This is a genomic window from Paraburkholderia kururiensis (genome assembly GCF_034424375.1).
In the GTDB taxonomy this organism is placed as follows: Bacteria; Pseudomonadota; Gammaproteobacteria; order Burkholderiales; family Burkholderiaceae; genus Paraburkholderia; species Paraburkholderia kururiensis_A.
In genome coordinates, this window is record NZ_CP139965.1 from 1,076,293 (window position 1) to 1,101,913 (window position 25,621).

23 protein-coding genes and 2 pseudogenes are annotated in these 25,621 nt (G+C 62.6%); 18 read left to right on the plus strand and 7 right to left on the minus strand.

The annotated features are described in order from the left end of the window. Window positions 1-405: 405 nt before the first annotated feature. Window positions 406-861 (plus strand): hypothetical protein, encoded by a 456-nt coding sequence (locus U0042_RS04860; protein WP_157977870.1) that lies wholly within the window; start codon window positions 406-408, stop codon window positions 859-861. A 201-nt stretch (window positions 862-1,062) separates the two neighbouring features. On the opposite strand, the pseudogene U0042_RS04865 reads toward U0042_RS04860, so the two are convergent. Beyond that, window positions 1,063-1,202 (minus strand): annotated as a pseudogene (locus tag U0042_RS04865) (IS5/IS1182 family transposase); the annotation flags it as partial. A gap of 107 nt (window positions 1,203-1,309) precedes the next feature. Between U0042_RS04865 and U0042_RS04870 the strand changes: the two are divergent. After that, a pseudogene (locus U0042_RS04870) lies at window positions 1,310-2,117 on the plus strand (IS5 family transposase). A 30-nt stretch (window positions 2,118-2,147) separates the two neighbouring features. Here U0042_RS04870 and U0042_RS04875 read toward each other — a convergent pair. The 3 genes from U0042_RS04875 to U0042_RS04890 all read right to left on the minus strand — a co-directional run bounded on the left by U0042_RS04875 (window position 2,148) and on the right by U0042_RS04890 (window position 4,631). Next, the gene (locus tag U0042_RS04875; protein WP_232833481.1) at window positions 2,148-2,474 is read right to left on the minus strand and encodes a hypothetical protein; all 327 of its coding nucleotides are present in this window, start codon (window positions 2,472-2,474) and stop codon (window positions 2,148-2,150) included. A 264-nt stretch (window positions 2,475-2,738) separates the two neighbouring features. Beyond that, a complete protein-coding gene (locus U0042_RS04885) occupies window positions 2,739-3,521 on the minus strand; it encodes an H-NS family nucleoid-associated regulatory protein (protein WP_114812953.1) in 783 nt (260 codons plus the stop codon). Between the two features lie 198 nt (window positions 3,522-3,719). After that, entirely contained in the window at window positions 3,720-4,631 is a 912-nt protein-coding gene (locus tag U0042_RS04890; protein WP_114812955.1) for a LysR family transcriptional regulator, read from the minus strand. A gap of 106 nt (window positions 4,632-4,737) precedes the next feature. Here U0042_RS04890 and U0042_RS04895 point away from each other — a divergent pair, with 106 nt between their 5' ends. Genes U0042_RS04895 through aroE form a run of 5 tightly spaced genes read left to right on the plus strand, consistent with a single transcriptional unit; the run spans window position 4,738 to window position 8,604 of the window. Beyond that, entirely contained in the window at window positions 4,738-5,688 is a 951-nt protein-coding gene (locus U0042_RS04895; protein WP_114812957.1) for a ketopantoate reductase family protein, read from the plus strand. Then, window positions 5,685-6,077 (plus strand): VOC family protein, encoded by a 393-nt coding sequence (locus tag U0042_RS04900; protein ID WP_114812958.1) that lies wholly within the window; start codon window positions 5,685-5,687, stop codon window positions 6,075-6,077. Before U0042_RS04895 ends, U0042_RS04900 begins: the two co-directional genes overlap by 4 nt. A 14-nt stretch (window positions 6,078-6,091) precedes the next feature. Next, entirely contained in the window at window positions 6,092-6,550 is a 459-nt protein-coding gene (locus tag U0042_RS04905) for a MaoC family dehydratase (protein WP_114813085.1), read from the plus strand. Further along, the gene (locus U0042_RS04910; RefSeq protein WP_114812960.1) at window positions 6,550-7,761 is read left to right on the plus strand and encodes a CaiB/BaiF CoA transferase family protein; all 1,212 of its coding nucleotides are present in this window, start codon (window positions 6,550-6,552) and stop codon (window positions 7,759-7,761) included. Before U0042_RS04905 ends, U0042_RS04910 begins: the two co-directional genes overlap by 1 nt. A gap of 6 nt (window positions 7,762-7,767) precedes the next feature. After that, window positions 7,768-8,604, plus strand: coding sequence for a shikimate dehydrogenase (gene aroE, locus U0042_RS04915; RefSeq protein WP_114812962.1), 837 nt, complete (start codon window positions 7,768-7,770; stop codon window positions 8,602-8,604). A 114-nt stretch (window positions 8,605-8,718) separates the two neighbouring features. Here aroE and U0042_RS04920 read toward each other — a convergent pair whose 3' ends face one another. Next, the gene (locus U0042_RS04920) at window positions 8,719-9,630 is read right to left on the minus strand and encodes a LysR substrate-binding domain-containing protein (protein ID WP_114813087.1); all 912 of its coding nucleotides are present in this window, start codon (window positions 9,628-9,630) and stop codon (window positions 8,719-8,721) included. A 140-nt stretch (window positions 9,631-9,770) separates the two neighbouring features. Here U0042_RS04920 and U0042_RS04925 point away from each other — a divergent pair, with 140 nt between their 5' ends. The 6 genes from U0042_RS04925 (at window position 9,771) to U0042_RS04950 (ending at window position 15,720) form a co-directional block, all read left to right on the plus strand. Next, a complete protein-coding gene (locus tag U0042_RS04925; RefSeq protein WP_114812964.1) occupies window positions 9,771-11,093 on the plus strand; it encodes an NAD(P)/FAD-dependent oxidoreductase in 1,323 nt (440 codons plus the stop codon). Between the two features lie 45 nt (window positions 11,094-11,138). Further along, on the plus strand, window positions 11,139-11,864 hold the full coding sequence (locus U0042_RS04930) for an amino acid ABC transporter ATP-binding protein (protein WP_114812966.1): 726 nt from the start codon (window positions 11,139-11,141) through the stop codon (window positions 11,862-11,864). Window positions 11,865-11,933: 69 nt separating this feature from the next. Beyond that, entirely contained in the window at window positions 11,934-12,743 is an 810-nt protein-coding gene (locus U0042_RS04935; RefSeq protein WP_114812968.1) for a substrate-binding periplasmic protein, read from the plus strand. Window positions 12,744-12,831: 88 nt separating this feature from the next. After that, on the plus strand, window positions 12,832-13,632 hold the full coding sequence (locus tag U0042_RS04940; protein ID WP_114812970.1) for an amino acid ABC transporter permease: 801 nt from the start codon (window positions 12,832-12,834) through the stop codon (window positions 13,630-13,632). A 27-nt stretch (window positions 13,633-13,659) separates the two neighbouring features. Beyond that, the gene (locus U0042_RS04945) at window positions 13,660-14,997 is read left to right on the plus strand and encodes an NAD(P)/FAD-dependent oxidoreductase (protein WP_114812972.1); all 1,338 of its coding nucleotides are present in this window, start codon (window positions 13,660-13,662) and stop codon (window positions 14,995-14,997) included. A gap of 39 nt (window positions 14,998-15,036) precedes the next feature. Then, complete coding sequence (locus U0042_RS04950) at window positions 15,037-15,720, plus strand: SDR family NAD(P)-dependent oxidoreductase (protein WP_114813089.1); 684 nt, start codon at window positions 15,037-15,039, stop codon at window positions 15,718-15,720. Window positions 15,721-15,819: 99 nt separating this feature from the next. Here the strand turns inward: U0042_RS04950 and U0042_RS04955 are convergent, their stop codons facing one another. Beyond that, window positions 15,820-17,112, minus strand: a complete 1,293-nt coding sequence (locus U0042_RS04955; RefSeq protein ID WP_114813091.1) for an MFS transporter — start codon at window positions 17,110-17,112, stop codon at window positions 15,820-15,822. A gap of 265 nt (window positions 17,113-17,377) precedes the next feature. Between U0042_RS04955 and U0042_RS04960 the strand changes: the two genes are divergently transcribed. The 4 genes from U0042_RS04960 (at window position 17,378) to U0042_RS04975 (ending at window position 21,711) form a co-directional block, all read left to right on the plus strand. Then, on the plus strand, window positions 17,378-18,871 hold the full coding sequence (locus U0042_RS04960) for a sensor histidine kinase (RefSeq protein ID WP_114812974.1): 1,494 nt from the start codon (window positions 17,378-17,380) through the stop codon (window positions 18,869-18,871). Further along, on the plus strand, window positions 18,856-20,223 hold the full coding sequence (locus U0042_RS04965; protein WP_114812976.1) for a sigma-54-dependent transcriptional regulator: 1,368 nt from the start codon (window positions 18,856-18,858) through the stop codon (window positions 20,221-20,223). The genes U0042_RS04960 and U0042_RS04965 overlap by 16 nt, the downstream gene beginning before the upstream one ends. A 188-nt stretch (window positions 20,224-20,411) precedes the next feature. Beyond that, window positions 20,412-21,131, plus strand: coding sequence for a hypothetical protein (locus U0042_RS04970; RefSeq protein WP_327205035.1), 720 nt, complete (start codon window positions 20,412-20,414; stop codon window positions 21,129-21,131). A gap of 22 nt (window positions 21,132-21,153) precedes the next feature. Next, window positions 21,154-21,711: a hypothetical protein gene (locus U0042_RS04975; protein ID WP_114812978.1), complete on the plus strand. Its 558-nt coding sequence runs from the start codon at window positions 21,154-21,156 to the stop codon at window positions 21,709-21,711. Window positions 21,712-21,807: 96 nt separating this feature from the next. On the opposite strand, the gene U0042_RS04980 is transcribed toward U0042_RS04975, so the two are convergent. Beyond that, entirely contained in the window at window positions 21,808-23,502 is a 1,695-nt protein-coding gene (locus U0042_RS04980) for a methyl-accepting chemotaxis protein (RefSeq protein ID WP_114812980.1), read from the minus strand. Window positions 23,503-23,927: 425 nt separating this feature from the next. On the opposite strand from U0042_RS04980, the gene U0042_RS04985 reads away from it, so the two are divergent. After that, window positions 23,928-25,619 (plus strand): methyl-accepting chemotaxis protein, encoded by a 1,692-nt coding sequence (locus tag U0042_RS04985; protein WP_114812982.1) that lies wholly within the window; start codon window positions 23,928-23,930, stop codon window positions 25,617-25,619. Window positions 25,620-25,621 lie beyond the last annotated feature (2 nt).

Sequence of the window (25,621 nt, forward strand, 5' to 3'; positions counted from 1 at the left end):
CAGCCCCTGTGATCACCTGAAGCAAGGATCGGGGAAGGGGTCGTATCGAGGGGGCGCGCGCAGTAAGACAAGTAAGTCAGTGAACGATGGGAAGGATTCGCATCACACGCCGGCATCGATGATGCGAGCCCTCTCCTCAAAAAGGATGGTCCGGCCATTCAAATGGACGCTGTAGATCATCACAAGACCTCAAGTAACGACCGCAATGGTACCGAAGGAGAGGAGAATCGCGAGATGATCGCGAATCTGTTAAAAGACGGAAAATGGCGAGAGCCTATGGCGGTCGAAATTCAGGACATTCGGGAGGTTGCGTAGGCTATTGGAAATTTCCGTAAGTACAATGAGGCAATGTTGGAGTGCTTTAAGTGTCTTGAGAGAAATAACCGTCCTTCCGACGGGGTAAATGTGATTACTCATTTTGTAATTGTTCCGTATGTGAGCGTTGGTCCCATTAATTTTGGCATGGCGCGTGCGGATCTGCATGCTCTCTTAGGCGCGCCAGACTATTCCAGGAGGAGTCGTTTTGGGCCGAAGATTATCGATTCATGGAATAAAGAAGACCTGACTGTGATTTCTTCCGGTGCCGATGGAACGGTAATGGAGGTCGGTTTTGGGAAAGAGCAGTCGCAAGCGGAAGTAAGCGGCGTCAAACTCTTCGACCGTGACGGCTCGACCGTCTATCGCGATCTTTGCGCGGCGGATGGCGCGCCGAAGCAGAACGTTGGATTCACCGTACTATTCAAGTTTGGGATAGCGCTCGACGGTTTTCTTGTGACGGAGCAGGATGACAGAGCAGTCACGGCATTTGCGAAGGGAGTGCGAGACGAAGCCGATCCGCGACTGAAGCCAGTGAAGATATGATTTCGTCAGGTACGTCAGCGCGCGGAGCGGCATGATCGTGCTTCGGAGCATTCAGACATCGCGGGGCTTTCGCCCTTGGCTTCAAGCTAGACAATCATCGCCGCTTTTTCTGTTTCGAACGGTGCCAACCCCCGTGCCATTCGTCGCAGTTTTGGGCTGTTGCTGCCAGCAGGAATTCGTCCCGCGCACCACTTAGAGTGCCTAACACACGTCGTCCACGAAGCGTGAACAGATAACGGCAGCGGCCAAGGCAGCAACGCACCATGAATGTCGAAACGTTGCTCGCAGCGAATGCGCAGTTTGCCGAAACCGGCGAACCAGGCATGTGTCCGTTCGACCACCCGCGAAATGAGGCTTATGACGGTTGTCCGTGCGCGAGGACTTTCTTAAGACTAAGTGCGGCTAACACAACCTGGACGTGAAGCCATGAAAGCCATATCGTGGCGGTATGGCCAGACGAAAAATCAGTAACGAGTTATGGGCGGTGCTGGAGCCACTGATTCCGGTATTCACGCCGTCGCCCAAAGGGGGGCGCCGCTGAACGGTGGATGACCGCGCAGCATTGAATGGCATCCTGTATGTCCTGCAAACAGGCATTCCATGGGAATACTTGCCGAAAGAATTGGGCTTCGGCAGCGGGATGACCTGCTGGCGAAGACTACGCGACTGGCAAGCCGCAGGCGTGTGGGAGAAGCTGCATCGGGCAATGCTTCGCCGCTTGCGTGAGCATGACCAGATTGACTGGGAACGGGCGAGTCTTGATGCCGCCAGTGTTTCCAGCCCCCGGGGGGCCAGGAAACCGGCCCCAACCCGACAGACCGGGGCAAGCTCGGGTCGAAACGGCACATCGTCGTAGATGCGCGCGGCGTTCCGTTGGCCATCACACGGTCACGGGTGCCAACCGGCACAATTCGATGGCATTCGAGCGCACGCTTGATGCCATTGCTGCGGTACCGGGCCTGACCGGACAGCCTCGCAAGCGTCCGGGCAAGCTGCATGCGGACAAAGATTATGACTTTGCACGCTGCCGTCGTTACCTGAGGCAGCGCGGCATCACAGCCCGTATCGCCCGCCGTGGCGTGGAAAGTAAGGAGTGGCTCGGCCGCTATCGCTGGGTAGTCGAGCGCACGCATGCCTGGTTTGCCGGTTTCGGCAAACTGCGCATTCGTTTCGAGCGTCGTCTCGACATTCATGTTGCGTTGCTTAACCTGGCTGCCGCCGTTATCTGCTCGCGGTTCGTAGATGACTTGTGTTAGCCACCCTAACTTCCAATTTATATTCAACTCTCATCCGGTAAGCAGCATACGAAATGGAGCGGGGAGTCTGGAATGCAGAAATCGAAATACGCCCTCTACGAAGCTGCGGATCCTTACTTCAGTCTGGTGCGATAGGCGCTCGGTGACCTTGTCGATGGAGCTCACTTCTTCGACGTCGTCGCCGACGACGTCATTTACGAGGTTCGTTACGACCTGGGTTGGCCCCGCGTTATCGAAGGACGAACCAACCTGATGGCTGCGTTCAAAGGCTACGTCGACAACATCGCGCTTCAATCTGCCGACGAGTTGATTTCCCACGAGACAGACACTGGCTGTGTCATCGAATACGAGATTCATGAAATCATCCTCGCCACAGGCGTGCAGTACAACAACCGGTTCTGCTCAATCATCAAGATCGAGAGCCGAAAGATCACGCATTGGAGAGACTACATGGACTCCCATGCAGCCTGGAGCGCAATGACCGGGAAGAAATAGAAGCGAACAATATGAAACAGATCTTAATGATCGATGTGAGCCCGGGAGAGAAGGACCCGGCGAGTCGAGTTGTGGGCCGACCGCCGGATCGCGGGCAAGACGTCCTGAGCACGACTCGCCGGCAGCTTAATCAGCGGCCGCGCCGGCAGTATCCGGCGTCGCCTGGAGCTGCGCGGCGTCAACGCGTTTCGCAGACGACGCGGCGGTTCTCGCCGCACGCGCTTTTCGGGCAACGGGCGATTTGGCCACAGCGCCTTTCTTCGACGCCGCTTTGCGAGCGGCCGGTGCTGTCTTTTTTGTAGCGAGCTTTCTGGCCGATGCCTTCTTCGTTGCCGTCTTCCTGGTCGCGGTTTTTTCCGCGGGGCCGGTCTTGTCGGACTTCGTCTTCCCCTTCGTCGAACGCGTTACGGTCTTTTCAATCAGGAACTTCGTCCGGTCCTTGGCATCAGCAATCCATGCGGGCGCGCGGCCACGTCCGCTCCATGTAGCCCCCGTCTTTGGGTCTTGATACATTGCCGGCTGCGGACCGCGAACGTAATTTCCTGCTTTTGCCGCCTTCTTTGCATTGAACGCCGCGTCTGTCGGGACGCCTGAAATCAGGAACTTGTTGCGGTCTTTCGCCGCTGCAATCCAGCCTGGCGCCCGCCCGTGGCCAGTCCACGTTGCGCCAGTCGCCGGGTCGCGATACTTCGGCGCGCGGGCCACCTGCTTCGAAGGCGTTGTCCGGGTCCCGGGTTTGCGGCCTCGCTGCTTGCCGACATGCGCTGCGATGTCGGCGGTGGTTATTCCGTGCTTCGTCATCAGTTCACGGATTTTGTCGAGAACAACTGTAGACTGCTTTGCAACCAGTTCCTGTGCCTGAGCCTGCAATTTGGCGATTCGTGCCTGGATGCTTTCGAGCGTGGTCATTAGAGCTCCGTATTCATGTTGAATTGTGGGACTATGCCATATCTTGCGGCATTACTACCAGAACGACTCGTCGCATCCAATCTCTTTACGCGAAAGAGGAGTGAGTGTGCGTCTCTTTCAGCCGACGAATGCCTTCGACAGCGGACCACGGAGATAAACGGCGGTACTTTCCGTGAAATGGCGCGCGGTGCCTTAAGGTCATTTTCGCGGTGACCCTCCGAACAGCTGAACGATCACACCACGCAACCAGCGATTCCCGGCCTCGTGGTGATATCGGGCATGCCAGTGTTGCCGGACGGCGAATCCATCCACGGGAACCGGGCATGAATGAACGGCCAGATCGTTGGCGTGCGCAAGCGTTTGGCCGATGTGACGCGGCAGCGTGGCGATCAGGTCGGTCGTCTGGACGATCGTTCCAAGCCCCAGGAAGCCAGGCAATTGCAGTACGACGTCACGGTCGATCCGCTCGCGCGCGAGCGCCTGTTCAAGCAGTTGCGCACCCGTGCCCGATTCGATGGCGACGTGCCCCTCGGAACGGTACTGCTTCAACCCAAGCCGCCCGCGAATGCGTGGATGATGCCGGTTCGTCAGGCACACCCAGTCTTGTTGATAAAGCTGCTGTTGATAGATACCGCCGCTGAGCCACGGCACATAGCCGATGGCGAGGTCGGCTTCGCCCGACTCTAGCGCGCGTTCCGTATTGCCGTCGATTCCTGCCGCCTCCAGGCGAATGCCGGGCGCCTGCGCTCGCACGTGGGCGAGCAGTCGCGGCAGCAGCGTGATGTGGCTCGCGTCCGTCATGCAGATGCGAAAGCGCCGCTGCGCGGTGCCGGGATCGAACGCAATCTCCCACGCGACGAAGCGCCTGAGCGATTCGAGAATTTCGCGGCAGGGCCCGATCAGTGCATCGGCCTGCGGCGTTGGCGCCATGCCGCCGGGAGTGCGGACGAAAAGCGGATCTTGCAAATACTCTCGAAGCCGCGCCAGCCAGATACTGATCGTGGGCTGGCTTTGCCCCAGTTGCTCGGCCACACGCGTGACGCTGCGCGCGTCGTACAGCAGGTCGAACAGCTGTAGCAATTTCAGATCGGGCAGGTCGGTCGGCATCATGGCGTAGCGGCATATATTGTCTATTTCAATGACGTCATTGTAGTCATTGAATTGCTGATATGAGCGGTAACTCCTATCGTGGGCCTACACGTCAAGGAGAAGCTCAGTGAAAGTTGCGATTCTCGGCGCCGGTGCACTAGGCTGCACGATCGGCGCCACCCTCACGGAGGGCGGCCACGAAACCTGGCTGCTGGACCGCTCGCCTATCCATGTAGAAACGATGCGTGGCGACGGTCTGCGGGTCGACGACGATAACGGCTCGCGTCGCGTCGCGGTGCGCGCCACGACTCAGGCGGACGAAGTCGGCGTGGCCGACGTGGTAATCGTGCTGGTCAAGTCTTTCCATACCGAAGCGGCGATGCGCGGCGCACTCGCGCTCGTCGGCCCCGAAACGCTCGTGCTGTCGCTGCAGAACGGACTCGGGCACGAAGATGTGCTCGCCGATATCGTGGGCCGTGAGCGTGTGCTGGCAGGCAAGACCTATGTCGGCGGCGTGCTGCGCGGTCCGGGGCATATCCAGTCAGGCGTTACCGGCAAGGCTACTTACATCGGCGAACTCGACGGGCAGATCACGCCCCGCGTGCAGGCGATCGCCGAAGCCTTCAACGCCGCCGGGCTGATGACTACCGTCAGCGACAACATCATGGGCACGATGTGGGACAAGTTGCTCGTGAACGTTGCCACGGGCGCGCTCACCGGTATTACGCGACTCACCTACGGTCAGCTTTACGACGAACCTTTGTTGAAGGCGACGGCGCTTGCGGCCATCGGTGAGGCGATGGCAGCCGCACACGCGGCGGGCATCACCTTGTCGATGACGGAGCCCGAGCAGGCGTGGGCACTCGCGGCCGTTGGCCTCTCTCCCGCATTCAAGACGTCGATGCTGCAAAGCCTCGAAAAAGGCTCCGTCACGGAGATCGATTTCATCAACGGCTCGGTGGTGCGGTGGGGGCAACGACTGGGCGTGCCGACTCCCGTCAATGCGACCCTCGTGGCATGCGTCAAGGGTATCGAGCGCGCGATGGCCGACGGGCAGCGCAAGGAGGCGACGGCATGACTGGCTCGAAGGCTTATCTGGAGCACGTCGCAATCTGGGTGAAGGACATCCGGTGGCACATCCGCTTCTTCGAAGACGTGCTCGGCATGGGCATGCGCGAAATCGACGGCACCGCTGACGCGCCGCGACAGTACTGGACGTTTGGTGGTCTGCAGTTCATTCATGCGCCGCAACACGAAGGTCCGGAAGGGCGCCTCGCGCATCTCGGCGTCATGTGTGAAGACCTGGAGGCCGCACTGGCTGCGGCGCACGCCTATGGTGTCAGCGAAATGCCGCAAGGGCGCAACTGGCTGCGTCTACCCGACGGGCTCGCCGTTGAACTGATTCAGTCGAGGCCCGCGTCGTGTGTCGCACAGGCGCTGGGCATCGATCCGCGCGCGGAGGCGTGAAGACGAACATGAGCATGACGATCATCGAAAGGTACTGGGACGACGCCCGCGAAGGCGACGCGTGCGTGAGCCCGACCTACACCGTGACGAAGGAACGGATTCTCGCGTACGCGGACCTTACGGGCGACCATACCCCCGTGCACGTGGACGAGACGTATGCGAACGCGAGCCACTTTGGCTGTCTTGTCGCGCACGGCTTGTTCGGGTTATCGATTGCAGATGGCCTCAAGACCCAGAGCGACTATCGCTTTCTGCCTGGCATGTCGCTCGGCTGGACCTGGGATTTCCTGCTGCCCATCAAAGTGAATGACATCCTGCACGTGAAGTTTCGCGTCGGTGCGATGCGGCCCAGTAATAGCCGTCCGGGATGGGGCATTGTCGTGCTGCCCTCCGAGCTGATCAATCAGGATAACCAGGTAGCTCAACGCGGCGAGCATCGTCTGATGGTGCCGCGCCGGCCGGGAGCGTTCTGATGCAGCCCCGTCCTCTCGAAGGCATACGCGTTGTCGACTATAGCCACTTCCTCGCCGGTCCCTATGTGGGCCGCTGCCTCGCGGCGCTCGGTGCCGAAGTCATCAAGGTCGAGCGTCCCGGCACGGGCGACGCGGGCCGCCAGCACGCCACCGTGCTCGACGAGCAGCAAAGCGGCTATTTCCTGCAACTGAACATGGGCAAGCGGGGCGTCAGCGTCAACATGAAGGACGCACGCGGCAAGGAGTTCATGCGCCGCCTGTGCGACTCGGCCGATGTGTTCGTCGAGAACTACCGCCCCGGCGCGCTGGAAAAGCTCGGGCTGGGCTATGAGGCGCTATCCGCACGCAATCCGGGTCTCGTCTATTGCTCGATCTCGGCGTATGGCCACACGGGTCCCGACGCGCATCGTGCGGGATTCGGCCTGATCGCCGAGGCGAAGAGCGGCATCATGCAGATGGTGGGCACGCCGGGCGAACCACCGCCACTGCTGCGCATTTCGCTCGGCGACATGTATACGGGCATTCACGCGGTGGCGGCGATCAACGCGGCGCTGCTCGGGCGGGTGAAGAGCGGACGCGGACAGCACATCGACATGGCTCTGTACGACACGCTCGTTTCGATGCACGAGTACGCGGTGCAGTGCTACACGCTGGGCGGCGTGCTGCCGGAACAGACGGGCCACGACATGCCGACCTCCACGCTCTATGGCGTGTTTCGCGCTGCGGACGGCGACCTCGTGATCGCAGCGCAGGTAGACGATGCATGGAAACGCTTCGCCGCGCTGATCGAAACGCATGGCGGCCCTGCCGGATTCGGCGGTGATACGCGTTTTCACGATGGCGTGGGCCGCAATGCGCATCGGCAGGCGATTCTCTCTGTCGTGCAGCCGTGGGTCGCCGCGCGTCCTGTCGCGCAGGTGCTCGAACTGCTGGACGGCATCGATGTGCCTTGTGCGAAGGTGCAGCGCATCGACGAGGTGCTCGACGATCCGCAGATCCAGGCGCGCGGCATGGTGGTCGAGCAACATCATCCGCGGTACGGGACGCTGCGTTTGCCCAACCTGCCGTTCCGCTTTTCTCATTGCGACACGACCATCCGCGACGTCGCACCCGATCTCGGGCAGCACAACGCGGAGGTTGCGCAATCGCTCGGCTTTTCCGCGGCCGAAATCGACGCGATGCAAACCGAAGGCGTTCTCTACGCAAAGTGAGACACCATGACTGACCAGTATGCAGTGATCGGCAATCCGATCGGCCACACGAAATCCCCATTGATTCATGGCCTGTTTGCCGAAGCGGAGCAGCAGGCGATGTCCTATGTCGCGATCGAGGGTCCGCTCGATCCTGAAGACGCATTCGCCAGGGTGGTGCGCCAGTTCGCCGACAAAGGCGGCAAAGGTATGAACGTCACCGCGCCATTCAAGCTGAAGGCATTCGCACTCGCCGACGAGCCCAGCGAACGCGCGGCGTTGGCGGGCGCCGCCAACGCGCTCAAGTTCGAAAGTGGCCGGATCATTGCCGAGAATTTCGACGGCATTGGCCTGTTGCGCGATATCGAGGTGAATCTCGGCGTTCCGCTCGCCGGCAAACGCGTGTTGATGCTCGGCGCGGGCGGCGCAGCGCGTGGCGCGGTGCTGCCGTTTCTCGCTGCGGGCCCCGCCGAACTAGTCATTGCCAACCGCGACGTAGCCAAGGCCGAAGCGCTGGTTGCACAAGTCGGCTCGCCTGGCACTGCACTGCATGCTCGCGGCTATGGCGATCTGCCGGCCATGGGCCGATTCGATCTCGTGGTCAACGCGACTTCCGCGAGCCTGACCGGTGAGTTGCCGCCTGTCCCGCCTGGCGTGTTCAGCCCGGCAGGCACCGCGTATGAGCTGGCGTACGGCAAGCGGCTCACACCGTTCCTGCGACTCGCGCGCAACGCCGGCGTACATGGCGTGGCGGACGGCGTCGGCATGCTGGTCGAGCAGGCAGCGGAAGCTTTTGCATGGTGGCGCGGCGTACGTCCGCAGACGGCAGCCATCATCGATCGTCTCACCGTGCCGCTCGATTGAGCACACAGAGGAAAACCCAATGAAGCACGTGCGGATGCTTCACGGCATCAGTCACACCACAGCCGGTTCAGACGGCATTCGAAGGCCACAAAAAAGCAGAACAACGTCGACGGTTCAGCCACCGTTCAACCCCAGCGTGGCCATTTCGGGCCTCATCGTCGTGTGGACGAACTGCAGAAAAGCCTCGACGACGGGATTGGCCTGCTGCAATTGCGGACACAGAATGAAGCCGCGAAAAAGGATCTCCGGCACGAATGGACGAAACACGATACGCCGCCGATCCGCTTCGAGCGCCGCCAGCGGATTGACGATGCCGGCGCCCAGTCCGCGCGCCACCAGCGCGCAGATTGTCGCGCCATACGGCGTTTCGATGGCGGGCACCTGATCGGCGCCTGCGGGCCGCAACGCGCGATCGAGCGACGTGCGGGTGTCGTCTGCATAGGACGGCAGGATCAGCCGTTCGCCGCGCAGGTCCGCGGCCTGAATACGTTTGCGCGCCGCGAGCGGATGATGTGCCGGCAACGCGCATAGCCCAGGCAGACGGTACAGTTCGACGCTCGTCACGCCGAACGCATCGGGTGTCGCCGTCGCAAAGCCCACGTCGCAATGTCCAGACGACACCCAGCGCTGGATCGTGCCTTCGCTGCGCATTTCTAGCGACACGGCCACGCGCGCATATACCTCGAGGAAACGCTCGATCACCGTCGGCAGGAACGACAGCGCCAGCACAGGCGCCGCGACGATACGTAAACGCCCGCTGCCGAGCTGACGGATCTCGCGAGCCGAATGCTCGAGTTTTTCGAGCCCGACGAAGCTGCGATCCACCTCGCGATAGAAGGCACTGCCCGCATCTGTCGCGCGGATGCGTCCGCCGTTGCGCACGAACAGCGTCAATCCCGTCGATGCTTCCAAGTCGCCAATAAGCCTGCTGATGCTCGGCTGCGACGTGCCGAGTTCTTCGGCTGCCGCCGTCATCGAGCCGCGCAGCATGACGAGCCGAAACGCTTCGATTTGCCTGAGATTCATGCGTTCTCCGATGCAACGCAGCATGCACATGGCAACAGCTTGCCATATCAGAAATGAATAGAAGACGTTTTTGTCGCTATTTGACCGGATGATTTGCAGCGACCTAGACTGGCCTCACGTCGAGCTTACAGACCTGATCCATGCGCCCCGATGCCCTGCTGTTTCACCAGACGTTCAGCTGCACGCCTTACTGGTGGGAAGCCGCGCCGCCCGAAACGTCGGCCGCGCCCTTGCCGGCGAACGTCGATGTGGCGATCGTAGGCAGCGGTTATTGCGGACTGTCGGCGGCGGCTGAAGCGGCGCTTCATGGCGCACGCGTCGCCGTGCTGGATGCGGCCGAAATCGGCGCAGGCGGCAGCACGCGCAGCGGCGGCATGGTGTCGAGCGGACAGAAACTTGCGTTGACCAACGCGATTCGCGGCGTATCCGCCGACCGGCTCACGCGGCTGATGCAGGAATCGATGGCGAGCTTCGATTATCTGAAGCGGCTCGTCGCGGATGAATCGCTCGACGCCGATCTGAACATCACAGGCCGCTTTTTCGGCGCGTACACACCCGCGCATTTCAACGTCTTGCGCCGCCAGGGCCAACTGCTGCACGACAAGACAGGTGTGACCGTGCATGTGATCGAACGCGAGGCGCAACGCGCGATCATCGGCTCGGATTATTACTACGGCGGCATTCTCGTCGACGAATATGGTGGGCTGCACACCGCGAAATATCATCGCGCGCTGCGCGATCTCGCACGGCGGCGCGGCGCAACACTGCATTCGCATACGGCGGTGCAGCGCATCGAAAAGGAGGGCGCGCAGTTCCGCGTGCATACCGTGCGCGGCACGCTGCAGGCACGGCGCGTACTGGTGGCGACCAACGGCTACACGGGCGCGCTGCTGCCGTTCTTTGCGCGGCGCGTGCTGCCCGTTGCGAGCTATCAGATCGCCACCGAAACGCTGCCCGAAGGGCTGATGGATGCGCTCAATCCCGGCCGCCGCATGATCAGCGACTCGAAGCGCAATCTGTTCTATACGCGCCCATCGCCCGATGGCACGCGCATGATTTTCGGCTCGCGTCCCTCTATTCGCGAACTGAACGAACGCGAAGCCGCGCGACGGCTTTACGCGAAGCTGGTGCAGCTATGGCCTGCATTGCGCGACGTGCGGATCACACACGCATGGAAAGGCTATGTCGCGATGACGCACGACAAGCTCGCGCACGTCGGCGCACACGACGGCATTCACTACGCGCTCGGCTGCAACGGCAACGGCGTCGCGCTGATGAGTTATCTGGGACATCGCATCGCGAAACACATGCTCGACATCGAGCGCGATGCGGGCGCTTTCGGCGAAGGCACGTTCCCGTTGAATGGCGCCGGCCTGGTGAGCCGACTTGCCGTACCGCTCGGCACGGCGCTCTACAAGGCCGACGATATGTGGCGCGGCCGGGTGCGCAACGCGTTGTCGTGAGCGTACGGCACGGGCAACCCATGTTTCATGGACGCGAGGAACACGATGATCGAATTGCTCAAGGTTTCGAAATGGTATGGGGCCCATCGGGTGCTGTCCGATTGCTCGGCAACCATTTCGCGCGGCGAAGTGGTCGTGATCTGCGGACCGTCTGGTTCCGGCAAGTCGACGCTGATCAAATCCGTCAACGGCCTCGAACCCGTGCAAAGCGGACAGATTGTCGTGAATGGCGTGGACGTCACGGCCAAAGCGGCGAACCTCAGCCAGTTGCGTGCAAGAGTCGGCATGGTGTTCCAGCACTTCGAGCTGTTTCCCCATCTCACCGTGCAACGCAATCTGATGCTCGCGCAACGGAACGTGCTCGGCCGCAGCCGCGACGAAGCCGCCGACAAGGCGCGCGCTTTGCTGCGACGCGTCGGTCTTGGCGAGCATGAGGACAAGTATCCGTCGCAACTCTCGGGCGGCCAGCAGCAGCGTGTGGCGATTGCACGCGCGCTGTCGATGGATCCGGTTGCGATGCTGTTCGACGAACCGACTTCAGCGCTCGATCCCGAAATGGTCAACGAAGTGCTCGACGTGATGAGCACGCTTGCGCAGGACGGCATGACGATGCTGTGCGTCACGCACGAAATGGGTTTTGCGAAGCGCGTGGCCGACCGCATCCTGTTCATGGATCGCGGTGCGATCGTCGAAGACGACACACGGGAAGCGTTTTTCGACAGGCCGCGCTCCGAGCGCGCCAGAGAGTTTCTGTCGCGCATTCTTCACTAGCCGGTCTGCGAGTCGTACCGAGTCACGCGCGAGTTTCGTTTATCGAAGTTTCTACCTGGGGAGTTTCCGATGCGATTCCTTCAATTTGCACGCAGCCTGGCTGTCGTCACATCGCTGTGCCTCGTCGCCGCAACGGCGGCCCATGCCGAAGATGTCGGCACGCTGACGCCGGGCAAGATCGTTGCGGGCGTCGATGCGAACAACAAACCGTATTCGTACGTCGACAACGGCAAGATGACGGGCTTCGACGTCGAGCTGATTCGCGCGATTGCCGCGAAGCTCGGGCTCTCCGCTGATTTTCGCGCTCAGGATTTCGCCGGCCTGTTGCCGAGCGTCGCGAACCAGCAGATCGATCTCGCAGCGGGCTCGATCTCGATTACGAAGGATCGCCTCAAGATGGTGGATTTCTCCGACGGCTATCTGACGGGCCTGCTTTCCGTCGCCACGCTACCCGGCAGCGCGATCAGCGCGGATGTGGCTTCCGTGAAAGACAAGCGTATCGGCGTCGTGCAAGGCACGATCGAAGACACTTATTCGGCCAGCTATCTGCCCGGCGCACAGATCGTGCGCTTTCCTAACCTGAACGCTGGGTTCCTTGCATTGCGCAATAAGTACATCGACGGCTATTTCGTCGACAAGACGCTCGTCGAAGGTCTGCAAAGCAAGTATCCGCAAGCGAATATTGCCGACAAGCTCGATATCTCCGCCGTCAATCTGCCCGCAGGCTTTCCCGTGCGCAAGGGCAATACGAAGCTCGAAGCCGCGCTCAACAAGGCGATCGGCGAACTCGTCGCCGACGGCACATGGATGAAGTTATATCTGCAGTTCCATCCGGGTTATCCGAAGCCCACCGATCTTCCGCCGTACGCGATGAAGTAGGCAACCCTTCACGCCAACGCGGTACGCAACGGGCGAACGGGTAAATGCGGTCGCTTCTCAACGTCGTACACGCTTCAGGAGAGCGCAGATGGATGCCTTCTTGCAAAACTTTCTCGACTGGCCGCTTTTGCTCGATTCGCTGCCTGGCCTGCTTGGCACGGGCCTCGTGAACACGCTGATCCTCTCGCTGTTTTCGACGGTGCTCGGCATTCTGGCGGGCATGGTGCTGGCGCTAATGACGGTGTCGAATACGCGCTGGCTGACCTGGCCTGCCCAGGTCTTCATCGACGTGTTTCGCGGGCTGCCCGCCGCGCTGGTGATTCTCGTGGTGGGCCAGGGACTCGCGCCCATCGGGTTGTCGCTGTTCGGGCCGAATCCGTATCCGCTCGCCATCGTCGCGCTCGCGCTGATCTCGTCGGCGTATATCGCGGAGATTTTCCGCTCCGGCATCCAGAGCGTGGGGCGCGGCCAGATGTACGCGTGCCAGGCGCTCGGCATGACGTACTGGAGCGGCATGCGTCACGTCATCGTGCCGCAAGGCGTGCGGCGCATTTTGCCCGCGCTCGCGAACCAGTTCATCGCTATCGTCAAGGACTCGAGCCTCGTGTATTTCCTCGGTCTGCTGACGTCGCAGCGTGATCTGTTCACGATCGGCCAGAACGCGGCCGTCAATACGGCTAATCTGTCGCCGCTGGTGGCAGCGGGTCTCGTGTATCTGCTGATCACTGTGCCGCTTACGCATGCGATCAATCACATCGACCGTTGGACCAATCGCTTCAGCAATCCCGGCGCGCGTCGCGGCCGCCAATCTGCGCGCGTACTGCGCAGCCTGCGCCGCGAAGAGGCGTTGCAATCGCAGGCGCCCGCCGCCGAACATCGCTGCGGATAACGAACCCTCACACACATCAATCAAAACATGGGACCGAAAGTCGACATCGTCGCCGACGATATCAAGCTGCCGGAATGTGCCGACGTCGTCGTGATAGGCGGCGGCATCATCGGCGTGTGCACGGCGCTCGCGCTCAGCGAAAAGGGATTGAGCGTCGCGTTGTGCGAGAAAGGCTACATCGCCGGCGAGCAGTCGAGCCGCAACTGGGGTTGGGTGCGCGTCACGCGCCGCGATCCGCGCGAACTGCTGCTGAGCATCGAAAGCCTGAAGATCTGGCGCACGCTCGACGAGAAGCTCGGCATACAAACCGGCTTCAACGAGTGCGGCATTCTCTACGTATCGAACGACGACGCGACGCTGGAACGTCATCGCGACTGGCTGCGGCGTGCGCGCGAGATTGGCGGCGATGCGTTCGATACGCGCGAGGTCGATACCCGCGACATCGCCGCGTTGCTGCCCGGCGCGGCGCGTTCGTTCAAAGGCGGCATATTCACGCCCGGCGACGCGCGCGCCGAGCCGCAAAAGGCCGCGCCCGCCATCGCGAATGCGCTGAGAAAGCGCGGTGTCAGCATCCTCACGCCCTGCGCGGTGCGCGGCATCGAAACGAGCCGCGGACGCGTAAGCGCCGTCGTCACCGAGCACGGCACCATTCGCTGCGATGCCGCCGTTGTCGCTGGCGGCGCATGGACACGCTATTTCTGCGGCAATCTCGGCATCGAACTGCCGCAACTGCTCACGCGTGCCTCGGTGCTGCGTACCGAGCCTCTGGAAGGCGGCCCGACGTGCAGCGCCAACAACGAGGAGTTCGCGTTTCGAAAGCGTCTGGACGGCGGCTATACGGTCGCCTATGGGCTGCGCACGCATGCGGACCTCACGCCCGATTCGTTCCGCCTGTTCTTCAAATACATCGAGGCGCTGAAAAGCCAGATGGGCGCATTGCAGATCAGCGTCGGCAAGCGCTTCTTCGACGAACTGAAACGCCCGCGCCGCTGGCCGCTGGACGCGCCGACGGTGTTCGAATCCATCCGCACGCTCGATCCCGATCCTGTCGTTCCGTATGTCGACAAGGGTTTGCAGGCGTTCGTCGCCACGTTTCCGCAACTGGCCGGCGCGCGGATCGCGCAGCGTTGGGCCGGCTATATCGACGTCACGCCGGATGCGATTCCCGTCATCTCGGACGTCGCGAAGGTGCCGGGTCTGTTCATCGGTACGGGCTTTTCGGGGCATGGTTTCGGTATCGGGCCTGGCGCGGGGAGGCTGATGGCAGATATCGTGCATAACGACAAACCTCTCGTCGATACACACGCGTTCAGGCTGAGCCGGTTCAGCGACGGTTCGAAAATCACGATCGATGCGGGCTTTTGATGCGGCCGCATGAACGAGACGCTTCGCAAGGATTCGAGCATGCAAAAGGTAGCGATGGTGTCAGGCGCTTCGCGCGGTATCGGCAGCGCGATTGCAAGCGAGCTGGCGCGGCGAGGCTATGCGCTTTCGCTCGGCATGCGCGAGCCGCGCGCGGTCGAGGGCATGGCCGATGCGTTCATTCACGCCTATGAAGCGCGTGACCCGCAGGCGGCACGCAACTGGGTCGATGCGACGATCGATCGATACGGTCGGCTCGATGTGCTCGTCAGCAATGCGGGCATCTGCAAGATGATCGACTTCGACAACGGCAACGATGCGCTGCTCGCGGAGACTTTCGACATCAACGTGCACGCTCCCTTTCGTCTTGTTCAGGCGGCGTTGCCGCATCTGCGGCGTTCGGGGCGCGGACGCTTCGTGCAGCTTGCGTCGTTGTCGGGCAAGCGCGTCAAGAACCTGAACGTCGGCTACCAGATGTCGAAGCACGCGATGGTCGCGTTGACGCACGCGGTGCGCCGCGCGGGTTGGGACGACGGCGTGCGCGCAACGGCCGTGTGTCCCGGCTTCGTGAATACCGATATGGCGTCGGGCATCGCCGATCTTCCGCCCGACGCGATGACGCAACCGCAGGATCTGGCGCTGCTCGTGGTCAACGCGATCGAACTGCCGAACACCGCGAGCGTTGCGGAACTGCTCGTCAATTGCCGGTATGAGGAGACGCTTTAGCGTGCCTGGGCGCTGGAGCCAGACGGCAATTCAACGCGCGTGCGGGCGATCAATCAGTCCCGCGTTCTATCGTTCGGGCGCCTCGCTCATGCGCTTCGCTCATGTGTCTCGCTCATGCGTTTCGATAAGCTGCTCTGCACAAGAAGCAGACGGCGGCGCGTCGACCCCATCGCGATCCACACCGCCGTGCGCGCGGCAGGCATGCCTGAGTCCTGCGCCGCAGTAAAGCCACAGCGCCAGCGATCCGGTTGAAATCGCACCGAGCGCCATGAAGGCCACGGGATAGCCGAAGTGTTGAGCGAGCAACCCGCCCAGCGCCGGACTCAATGCTGCGCCTGCCGCCTGCACGGTCATCACCACACCTTGCCCGGCATTGACATGTCCGGTGCCGTGCAGCAGGCGCACGACCAGCGCCGGCACGGCGACGCTCTGCAGGCCGGCGCCGATGCCATCCAGCGCCTGCACCGGGACCACGCCCCACGCCTGGATCAACGAGGCCGCAATCAGCCCGCGCACCGGCAGCGCGAGGAACGTGAGCAGAATGACCCACCAGTAGCCGTACCGCCGGATCAGGCGGTTAGCGAGCATGGCCGCGACGACCATCACCGCCTGGGCGATCACGATGGTTTGCGCGGTCAACGCACTCGGGTCGCCCTGATGCGCCGCGACGATCGCGAGTCCGTAAAGCGGCAACATCGCGGCGTTGCCAAGGTGAAACAACGCGAGGGCCGCCGCGAGCACCAGCAGGGGACGGCACTGCAGCAAGATCCGAAGTCCGCTGACGTGGCCGCCGGCGCGACCAGGGTGCGACTCTGCCGACGTCAGGCCTCTGGCAACCTGATGGTCGATGGCGTCGCTGCGAATCATCATGGCAGCCACGATGGCCAGCACGCCGAAGGCTGCGCTCAACGCGAACACCGCGCCGAAACCGTATCGCCAGCCCAACCAGCCCGACAGCACTGCGGCCACGACGTTGCCCGCGTGATTGGCGACCTGGTTACGCCCGAACTGCCGGTCAAAGCCGGATTGCCGCACGACCCCCAACGTTATGCCTGCCATTGCCGGTCCGATAGCGGCTCCCGTGATCGCGGTGACGACCTGCGACGCCACCACCATCCGGTAATCGTGAGAGGCCCACAGCAGTCCTGACGCCAGCACGGTCATGACGCCCGCGATCACGATCAGTGCGCGCTTGTGACGGGTGCCGTCCACCAGCGCGCCGGCCGGAGACGTCGCCAGCATCCCCGCGATGCCGCCCATGCTCATCACGATGCCGATCATGTCCGTGCCCCAACCGCGCGCTTGTAGAAACACGCCGAGAAACGGGCCGATGCCGGCCTGGACATCCGCCATGAAGAAGTTCAGTGCTTCGAGTGCGCGACGGGTCTTCACGATGCCCAAGGTTCCGATGTTCAGGCGAGGAGCCGGTGCTTATGCAACCCATGTGCCATACGCGCGTGCCACGTCGGGCAGACTTTGCAGCGGGCCGTACGACGGCAGGTGTCGGATTACTGGACAGCGGTTGTCCGAACAACCGACAGCAGCCGGTGTCTGTGAGCGCCGCGACCTCTGCGATGTCCGCGCGGGCGGCTTCGCGCCTGCGTCGTGGTTGCCCCGCTTTTGCTAAGCTTGAAACCCTCTCCTTCCTCGCACGCTTATGTCCGCAGCTCAACGGCGTTTCTCGTTCGCCAGCCAACTCGCGGTTTTCTGGGTGCTGGTAGCCGTGATGTGCGCGCTCCTGATCGGGCTCGTCTGGTTCATGGCGCAAGGCAACCTGGAGCGGCAGATCGGCGTCGCGCGTCAACAGACACTGGCCGGGTGCGAGGCGGTTGCCTCGCGCTACGACCTTTCGATCGACCGGACCGCCGACGCGCAAAGTGCCTCGAACAGGGACCTGATGCACGCGATCCTTGACGTCGTGCTCGCGCAGATGCCGGGCGTCGAAGGCGGCTTCTGGCGTGCGGCAGACAGCGAACGCGGCATTTTCGACGCCTACGCGTTTCCAACCTACGAGGGCAGCGGCATCAAGCGCGATATTCCGCAAGCCGAGACGCCGCTGATTCTGCGCACGCTGCGCGCGGCGACGAGCGGGCATGCGGCGTCCGAGTATGTCGAAGGACAGCAGGACGCGGTCATCGTTTCGGCCTGTCCCGTGCCGCATCGCGCCGGATTGTTTGCGTGGACGCTCACGCGCGTGCGTCCGCCGCTCGGTCCGCACGGCAAGACGCTCGTCACCGCGCTTGCCCTGCTGCTCGCTGTGATCGTCGGGAGCGCGATTGCCTTGGGAACGCTGCTGCGCCGCTGGCGCAGCGATCTTGCGCGCGTCGAGCAGAGCCTGAGCGAAGCAACGGACCTGCATGCGCCTTTCACGCCGATCGCGCTCACAGGCGAGCCGGACCTGGACAAGATCGTTGCCGCGCTCAATGCATACGGTGCGCGCACCACCGCACTGCAGCGGCAGGCGAGCGATCTCGACAGGAAGCTCGCAGGCGCCGAGCGGTTCGCCGCACTCGGCCGGCTGGCCGCGCAAATCGCTCACGAGATCCGCAATCCGATCGGCGCGATGCGACTCAAAGCGGAAAACGCGCTGGCCGGGGACGCGCAGCGCAAGCACCACGCGCTGGTGTCGATTCTCGAGCAGATTCAGCGAGTGGAAATGCAGTTGTCCGGCTTGCTTGCACTGACGCAGCCTGTCCGCATCGATGCGCAGCCGGTTGCGCTGCGTGAATGGCTGGCTGCGCGTATTGAACTGCATCGGGATGCCGCGTCGCGGGCCGGCATTGCGCTCGCCCTCGCGCAAAGCAACGACTTGCCGGACGAAGCGTGTTTCGATGCGGCTCAACTCGCCCGTGCCATCGACAATCTGATTCTCAATGCCCTACGTCATACACCCGCCGGCGGCCACGTTACGTTGCGCGCGGCGCAGCACGCGGATATCTTGAGCATCGAAGTCGCCGACGACGGGCCGGGCGTGCCGCTCGCCGAGCGCGAGCACATCTTCGAGCCCTTTGTGACCGGTCACGCCTCCGGCTCCGGTTTGGGTCTCGCCGTGGTGCGGGAAATCGCCGTGGCGCATGGCGGCCGCGCCTTCTATGCCGCGCGCCCGCACGGCGCCTGTTTTGTGATCGAACTGCCATGCCACACATCCTGATCGTCGACGACGACGACGCGTTCCGCGAAAGCCTTGCCGAAACCCTCGGCGATCTGGGGCATACCGTCATCGAGGCAACAGGGGGCCGCGAGGCGCTCGAGTGTCTCGGCAGCAGCGCGCACATCGATTGCGCGTTCCTCGACTTCAGGATGGCCGACATGAGCGGCATCGAACTGCTCGAACAGTTGCGCGCAATGCCTGAGCGCAAGACCTTGCCGGTTGTCGTGCTGACCGCATTCGCGACCAGCGACAACACCATTCACGCCATGCGTCTGGGCGCGTTCGAACACCTGACCAAACCGGTCGGACGGGGCGTGATCGCCGAATTGCTGCGCAAGATCGAAGCCTCGAATCAAGGCCCGTCCGCAGACGTCCAGCCGGCGCCCGAAGACACGCTGGGCGACGACACCGCGCCTCGCCTGCTCGGCACCAGCGCGGCGTTACGCGAAGCGCAAAAGCAGATGGGCCGTGCTGCTGCCACGGATTCGACCGTGCTGATCAGCGGCGAAACGGGCACCGGTAAGGAGGTCGCGGCGCGCGTCCTGCACGACGCGTCGGCGCGGCGCCGCGGGGCTTTTGTGGCGATCAATTGCGCGGCGATTCCCGCCGACCTGCTCGAGAGCGAACTCTTCGGTCACGCGAAAGGGGCGTTCACGGGGGCGCACATGCAACGCGTCGGCCGCTTCGTCGAGGCGAACGCCGGCACGCTGTTTCTCGACGAGATCGGCGATCTGCCGTTGCCGATGCAGGCGAAGTTATTGCGCGTGATTCAGGAGCGAGAGCTGACGCCGCTCGGCAGCAACACGAGCGTGCCGATCGACGTACGGATCGTCGCAGCGACGCATCGCGATCTCGGCGCCGAAGTTGCAGCAGGCCGGTTTCGCGAGGATCTGTTCTACCGGCTCAACGTGATCCCGATTCATTTGCCGCCGCTGCGCGAACGCCCCGACGACATCATCACGCTCGCCACGCATTTTCTGGCGCTCGCGGCGCGCCGCTCCGGCATCTCGCGCACGCTGGGCGCAAGCGCCGAACGGCGTCTTCTCGCGCATGCGTGGCCGGGCAACGTGCGCGAGTTGAAGAACGCGATGGAGCGTGTCGCCGCACTCGCTCGCGGCCCGCTTGCCACCGACGACGATCTCGCGTTTCTGGCCGCGCGCCAGGTGGCAGCCGACGACCTTCCGGGCGCATTGCTCGATCTGCCGCTCCCCGAGGCGATCGAGCGACTGGAACGCGCTTCGATCGAACGTGCGTTGCAACTTGCCGCGGGTAATCGCGCCGAAGCCGCGCGTCGCCTCGGCATCAGCCGCCAGTCGCTTTATACGAAGATGGCCGCGTACAAACTGGGCTGAGTCCTGGGTTGACTCCTCAACGGGTGTCCATTCGAACGACACCGTGCGTCCAGCACCCGGACAGTTCCACAGGCATGCATCGGCGCAGGCCCCGCCCGACAAGACTTGTCGGCATGGCACAACGCTTGCGTTTCTCTGCTGCACAGGACTGCAAAAGGAGCTGCGCCATGAAGGCCTTTCACTCGACGTTGCACATCGTCGCCGCGTGCGTATTGCTCGCCGCCACAGCGGTCAGTGCCGCACAGGATTTACCGCCGCGGCCGGACGTTGCGCAACGTCCGCCGTCCGCGCCCGTTGCCGATCCGGGTCCAGGTGCGGGGCTGCCTCCGCGCCCGCTGGACGATCGCGTTGCCGCCCTTGTCACCGTCAACGGCGTCGTGCAGCGGTATGTGATCAATCCCGAAGGTGATGTCGACGGGCTACTGCTTGCCGACAACGCGCTCGTCCACTTTCCGCCGCATCTTGGCGCCGAGGTTACCGCGGCAGTCGTGCCCGGCGACAGCGTTACGGTGACCGGCTTTGCGCTGCCGGGAGGCACCGTGCAGGCCCAACGAATCGAGAACGCGAAGCGTGGCCGCGCGGTTGTCGATCAACCGCCGCCGCTTGCGACGCCGCGTTTTCCGAGGGAACTGGCAGGCGCGGGTCTCGTCAGACTCGATGTAATCGGCCGTGTGCTGCGCGTGACGACGGCTCCGCGCGGCGAAGCCGACGGCATGCTGCTCACCGACGGCACCGTGATCAAGCTGACCCCGCCCGTTGCCATGCAGTTTGCCGATCTGCTGCGTCCTGGAACGATGGTCGCCGCACAGGGCTATGGCACCCGCAACCGTTATGGTCAGGCGATGCAGGCCACCGCCTTCGGCACGCCGGGCAAGCTGACTACGCTTTACGGCACCTTGCCGCAATAACGCACTTCGAAAGGAAATCTCCATGCATTGGATCGATCCCGCCTGCCTGCCCGAAACACGCGGCAAGGTCTCGCAATTCCTGCTCAATCCGCGCGGCGAAGTCGACGGCTTCATTCTCGAACGCAGTGACCGGACCCGGCAGCAGGTTCATTTCCCGCCGCATTTGTCGAAGCGTGTCGCGCGGCATGTCGTGATCGGCGACACCGTGCGGGTACGCGGCGTAAAGCCTCGCGCCGCCGACCTGGTGGCGGCAATTTCGCTGACCACAAAGAACGCAATCGAGATCGTCGACGAAGGTCCGCCGCATCCTCGTGACGCACAGGGGCATGCGCCCGCGATGCAGACAAAGCCGATGGACGTACAGGGCGAGGTTGTGTTGCCGCTGTTCGGCCCGAAGGGGGAACTGCGCGGCGCGCTGCTGGATGACGGCACTTCGCTCAGAATGCCGCCGCATGCCGCGGCCGAACTTGCGGTCTATCTCACGCCGGGCGTCCATGTGCAGGCATGGGGTGACGGCGTGAAGAGCCGGCTGGGTCGCACGGTGAACGTGCATGAGATCGCCGAGCTTGTAGACGAGTGATCGGCGTCGCAATAGCCCATCCCTCGGTCGCTGAACGACCGAGGGATGGGCGCCGGGCCGACACGCCCGTTCATACGCCCCGGCATTCCTCCACCATCAGAACTTTTCCCATTCCGCGGAATGGGCCGGCGCCGGGAGCCGTTGGGCGAGCGACGCTGAAACAGCGAGTTTGCCGCCGCCCCGTACGACGGAAGGCGCTGCGCGCCCAGTTGGCCGGACATGTTGATTACCCGACTGTGACTTGACGCGGAATACCGACACCGAGTCCTTCAACTGAAGGCTCTGTTCCTCCAGCGAGCGTGATGCCGCGGCCGCCTCTTCCACCAGCGCGGCATTCTGCTGCGTGACTTCGTCCATCTGCGTGATGGCTTGGTTGATCTGCTCGACCCCGCGAGACTGCTCTTCGGATGCAGCGGAAATTTCCGCCATGATGTCGTTGACACGACGCACCGACTGCACCACGTCCGTCATCGTCTGACCCGCTGCATCGACAAGCGATTTGCCTGCGTCCACCGTCTGAACCGACGCCTCGATGAGCTGCTTGATCTCTCTCGACGCACTCGCGCTGCGCTGTGCGAGCGTGCGCACTTCAGATGCCACAACAGCGAAACCTCTGCCTTGCTCACCGGCACGTGCGGCCTCCACGGCCGCGTTGAGGGCAAGGATGTTGGTCTGGAACGCGACGCCCTCGATGACCGAAATGATGTTGGCCACGCGGTCCGAACTGGACGAGATGTCTTGCATGGCGGACACGACCTTGCCAACCAGATCTCCGCCGCGGGCAGCCACTTCCGATGCCTCGCGTGCCACGGCATTGCCTTGCTGCGCGCTTTCCGTGTTACGTCTGATGGTTGCGGTGATCTCTTCCATGGTCGCCGCGGTCTCTTCCAGAGACGCAGCCTGTTCCTCGGTGCGTTGACTGAGGTCTGCGTTGCCCGACGCGATCTGCGCCGCGCCGGTTGCCACGTTCTCGCTGCCGCTGCGCACCTGGGTCACGATTTCGTTGAGCTTGTCGTTCATATGGCTCATGGCGGTGAGCAATCGCGCTATCTCGTCGCGTCCATACACGTCGATTTCGGAAGTCAGATTGCCCGCCGCCACGGCTTCTGCGACACCGACTGCCTGCCTGATCGGTCGGGTGATCGACCTCGAGATCAGCGCGGCACAGGCGATGCCGAGCGCAACCGCGCATGCGATCACGATACCCGTTGCGGCAAGCGACTGCCGGTAACTCGCACCGGCAGAGGTTGCCGCTTCCTGCGCACCTTTCTGGTTGAGCGCGACGTCCTGTCCAATAAAGTCCGCCAGCTTCGTAAATGCCGCGGCCGAATCTTTCGTGGCAAGCGTTCTCGCACGGTCAAACCCGGCGGCGCCCTGGTCGGACAACTGCAACAGCGTGTCGTCCATCGTGAGATAGTCCGCGAGACTTTGCTTGATCGCCTCGAAGAGGCGCTGCTCCTCCGGCGAACTCACCATCTTTTCATACTGGACGAGCTCCGTGCGTAAGAGTGTCAGCTGTTCATCATGCGCTTGTCGTTGGGCGTTCTTGTGGGCCGCCTCGGACTCCAGCAGCGAGCGAAGCGTCGCTCTTCGTACACCATTGGCCGCCGCCCTGATGTCTCCCAGTGTCTGTACGCTGGGCAGCCAGTCTTCGGCCAGAGCCTGCGTGCCACGATAGACGTTCGATACCTGCAGCGAGGCAACGCCTCCCATTGCGAGCAGCAGGGCGAGAAGAATCCCGAACCCCATGGTGAGGCGGGCCCCGATGCCCAGGTTATTGAGTAGTTTCATGATCTCTCCCCGTCCTTTGGTGCTTCACGATTTCAATACAAGCGCTCGATATGCGAGTCACACGTGCGTAGCGACGACAGACGCGTGTATCGCCGGTTCTACCGTTTGCCATCTGAGCCGACCGCCACTGAAAAAAGGGGCGCGGTGATGCTGGATGGGCGTTCAACGATACGCACGTCCATGTGACTATCGTGATTACGTCAGCCTCCGTCGTTGCTTCAATGCTTTTTGCGGGACTGCGTTTCGGGGCTCCGGTAACAGCGCAGTCGCCCGCACCCGCTCCCTGGAATGGGACAGGAATCGATATGCATCGCTAACGCTCGATCGAATCCGCGCTACGTGAAAACCCTCAAAAAAAACGCTTAAGCAAGCGGCAGGCAGGTCGTAAACAAGCAGTAACGATCTCGTCTGCAAGGGAGCAGCGAATGAAAAACCTGAAGGTGTCCACCCGCCTGCTTGCCGGATTCGGCTTTCTGGCAACGTTGCTGGTAACGACCGCGGCAATCGCGTTCTACGGGCTATGGGCGTTGAACGACCAGCTCGATGTCATCGCGCGCGTAAACAACACAGAAACGCGTCTTGCCAACGATCTGCGCTCCTCCATTCAGGATCGTGCGATTGCCATGCGAAATCTGGCGCTGATTACCGATCCGCAGGACATCGCCCGGGAGCAGGAGCGGATCAGAAAGCAGGAGCAGATCTATGCGGACGCATACGCGAAGCTGACCCGCATGTTCGCCGACGAACCGTCCACGACAGACCGCGAGCGGGGGCTCGTTGCCGCGCTGAAGGCGGACGAAGCAGCGACGCTGCCGCCCATGCGCCGGGCAATAGAACTGGGCGCGGCGAACGACCAGGCCGGGGCGACCAAAGAGCTGTTGCAGAATGCACGGCCTCCACAGCGCAGATGGCTAGCCCACGCAGTGGAGCTTGCGAACTTCGAGGACGAATTGAATGCGCAGGCACAGAAGGACGCTGTGGCTGTCTACTCGCACGTTCGATTGCTGATCGCGATTGTCGTCACGATTTCCCTGTTGCTCGCGATTGCTGTTGCACTGGCGATTGCGCGCAGCATTCTTCGCCAGCTGGGCGGCGAGCCCGCGCTCGCGCAGCACGCAGCGGCACAGATCGCCGACGGCAATCTGCTGGTCGATCTTCGTGTGGCTCAGGGCGATACCAGTAGCCTGATGGTGTCGCTCGAAGCGATGCGCGCAAGACTGACATCGATCGTTCAGGGCATCAAGACTTCCGCCGAGTCCATTTCGGTCGCTGCCAACGAAGTGGCACAGGGTAATGTCGATCTGTCCCAGCGCACAGAAGAGCAGGCTGCGTCGCTGGAAGAGACGGCTGCGAGCATGGAAGAACTCACCTCTACCGTACGGCAGAACACCGACAATGCCCGTCAGGGAAGCACGCTGGCAGCGACGGCCTCTGAAACGGCGCAGGCCGGGGGCAGCGTGGTACAGCAGGTGGTCAGCACGATGGACGACATTTCGTCGAGCTCGCAGAAGGTCGCCGAGATCATCACGGTGATCGAAGGCATCGCTTTCCAGACCAATATCCTCGCGCTTAACGCGGCAGTGGAAGCGGCGCGCGCGGGCGAGCAGGGACGCGGCTTTGCTGTGGTGGCGGGAGAAGTTCGCACACTGGCCCAGCGTAGCGCGGTGGCGGCAAAGGAAATCAAGGAGCTCATCGAAACTTCCGTTTCCCACGTGGCAAACGGCGCGAAACTGGTTCAGGACGCGGGAAAGACGATGAACGAGGTGGTCCGCTCAGTCAGCCGTGTCACCGACATCATGGGCGAAATCGCGTCGGCGTCGGCCGAGCAGACCACGGGTATCGAGCAGGTCAACGTGGCCGTCGCCCAGATGGACGAGGTCACGCAGCAGAACGCGGCGCTGGTCGAACAGGCAACGGCGGCGGCTCAATCGATGGCGGACCAGGCTAAAAGCCTGCGCGAGACCGTATCGATATTCAAGGTGGCGACCCATACGGTGTCCATGGCTGCGCCCGTTCCCGTGCGGACCGAAAAGCGGGCGGCACAGCGGCGCATTCCGGCGATGCCGCGAAAAGTCGAGGCTGCGAAGACGGGCAGTGCCGACTGGGCGACGTTCTAGTT

Coding starts and splice junctions, on each gene's coding strand:
- U0042_RS04875 (WP_232833481.1), bottom strand. CDS start 2,474: ATGAATCTCGTATTCGATGACACAGCCAGTGTCTGTCTCGTGGGAAAT.
- U0042_RS04885 (WP_114812953.1), bottom strand. CDS start 3,521: ATGACCACGCTCGAAAGCATCCAGGCACGAATCGCCAAATTGCAGGCT.
- U0042_RS04890 (WP_114812955.1), bottom strand. CDS start 4,631: ATGATGCCGACCGACCTGCCCGATCTGAAATTGCTACAGCTGTTCGAC.
- U0042_RS04900 (WP_114812958.1), top strand. CDS start 5,685: ATGACTGGCTCGAAGGCTTATCTGGAGCACGTCGCAATCTGGGTGAAG.
- U0042_RS04905 (WP_114813085.1), top strand. CDS start 6,092: ATGACGATCATCGAAAGGTACTGGGACGACGCCCGCGAAGGCGACGCG.
- U0042_RS04910 (WP_114812960.1), top strand. CDS start 6,550: ATGCAGCCCCGTCCTCTCGAAGGCATACGCGTTGTCGACTATAGCCAC.
- aroE (WP_114812962.1), top strand. CDS start 7,768: ATGACTGACCAGTATGCAGTGATCGGCAATCCGATCGGCCACACGAAA.
- U0042_RS04920 (WP_114813087.1), bottom strand. CDS start 9,630: ATGAATCTCAGGCAAATCGAAGCGTTTCGGCTCGTCATGCTGCGCGGC.
- U0042_RS04925 (WP_114812964.1), top strand. CDS start 9,771: ATGCGCCCCGATGCCCTGCTGTTTCACCAGACGTTCAGCTGCACGCCT.
- U0042_RS04930 (WP_114812966.1), top strand. CDS start 11,139: ATGATCGAATTGCTCAAGGTTTCGAAATGGTATGGGGCCCATCGGGTG.
- U0042_RS04935 (WP_114812968.1), top strand. CDS start 11,934: ATGCGATTCCTTCAATTTGCACGCAGCCTGGCTGTCGTCACATCGCTG.
- U0042_RS04940 (WP_114812970.1), top strand. CDS start 12,832: ATGGATGCCTTCTTGCAAAACTTTCTCGACTGGCCGCTTTTGCTCGAT.
- U0042_RS04945 (WP_114812972.1), top strand. CDS start 13,660: ATGGGACCGAAAGTCGACATCGTCGCCGACGATATCAAGCTGCCGGAA.
- U0042_RS04950 (WP_114813089.1), top strand. CDS start 15,037: ATGCAAAAGGTAGCGATGGTGTCAGGCGCTTCGCGCGGTATCGGCAGC.
- U0042_RS04960 (WP_114812974.1), top strand. CDS start 17,378: ATGTCCGCAGCTCAACGGCGTTTCTCGTTCGCCAGCCAACTCGCGGTT.
- U0042_RS04965 (WP_114812976.1), top strand. CDS start 18,856: ATGCCACACATCCTGATCGTCGACGACGACGACGCGTTCCGCGAAAGC.
- U0042_RS04975 (WP_114812978.1), top strand. CDS start 21,154: ATGCATTGGATCGATCCCGCCTGCCTGCCCGAAACACGCGGCAAGGTC.
- U0042_RS04980 (WP_114812980.1), bottom strand. CDS start 23,502: ATGAAACTACTCAATAACCTGGGCATCGGGGCCCGCCTCACCATGGGG.
- U0042_RS04985 (WP_114812982.1), top strand. CDS start 23,928: ATGAAAAACCTGAAGGTGTCCACCCGCCTGCTTGCCGGATTCGGCTTT.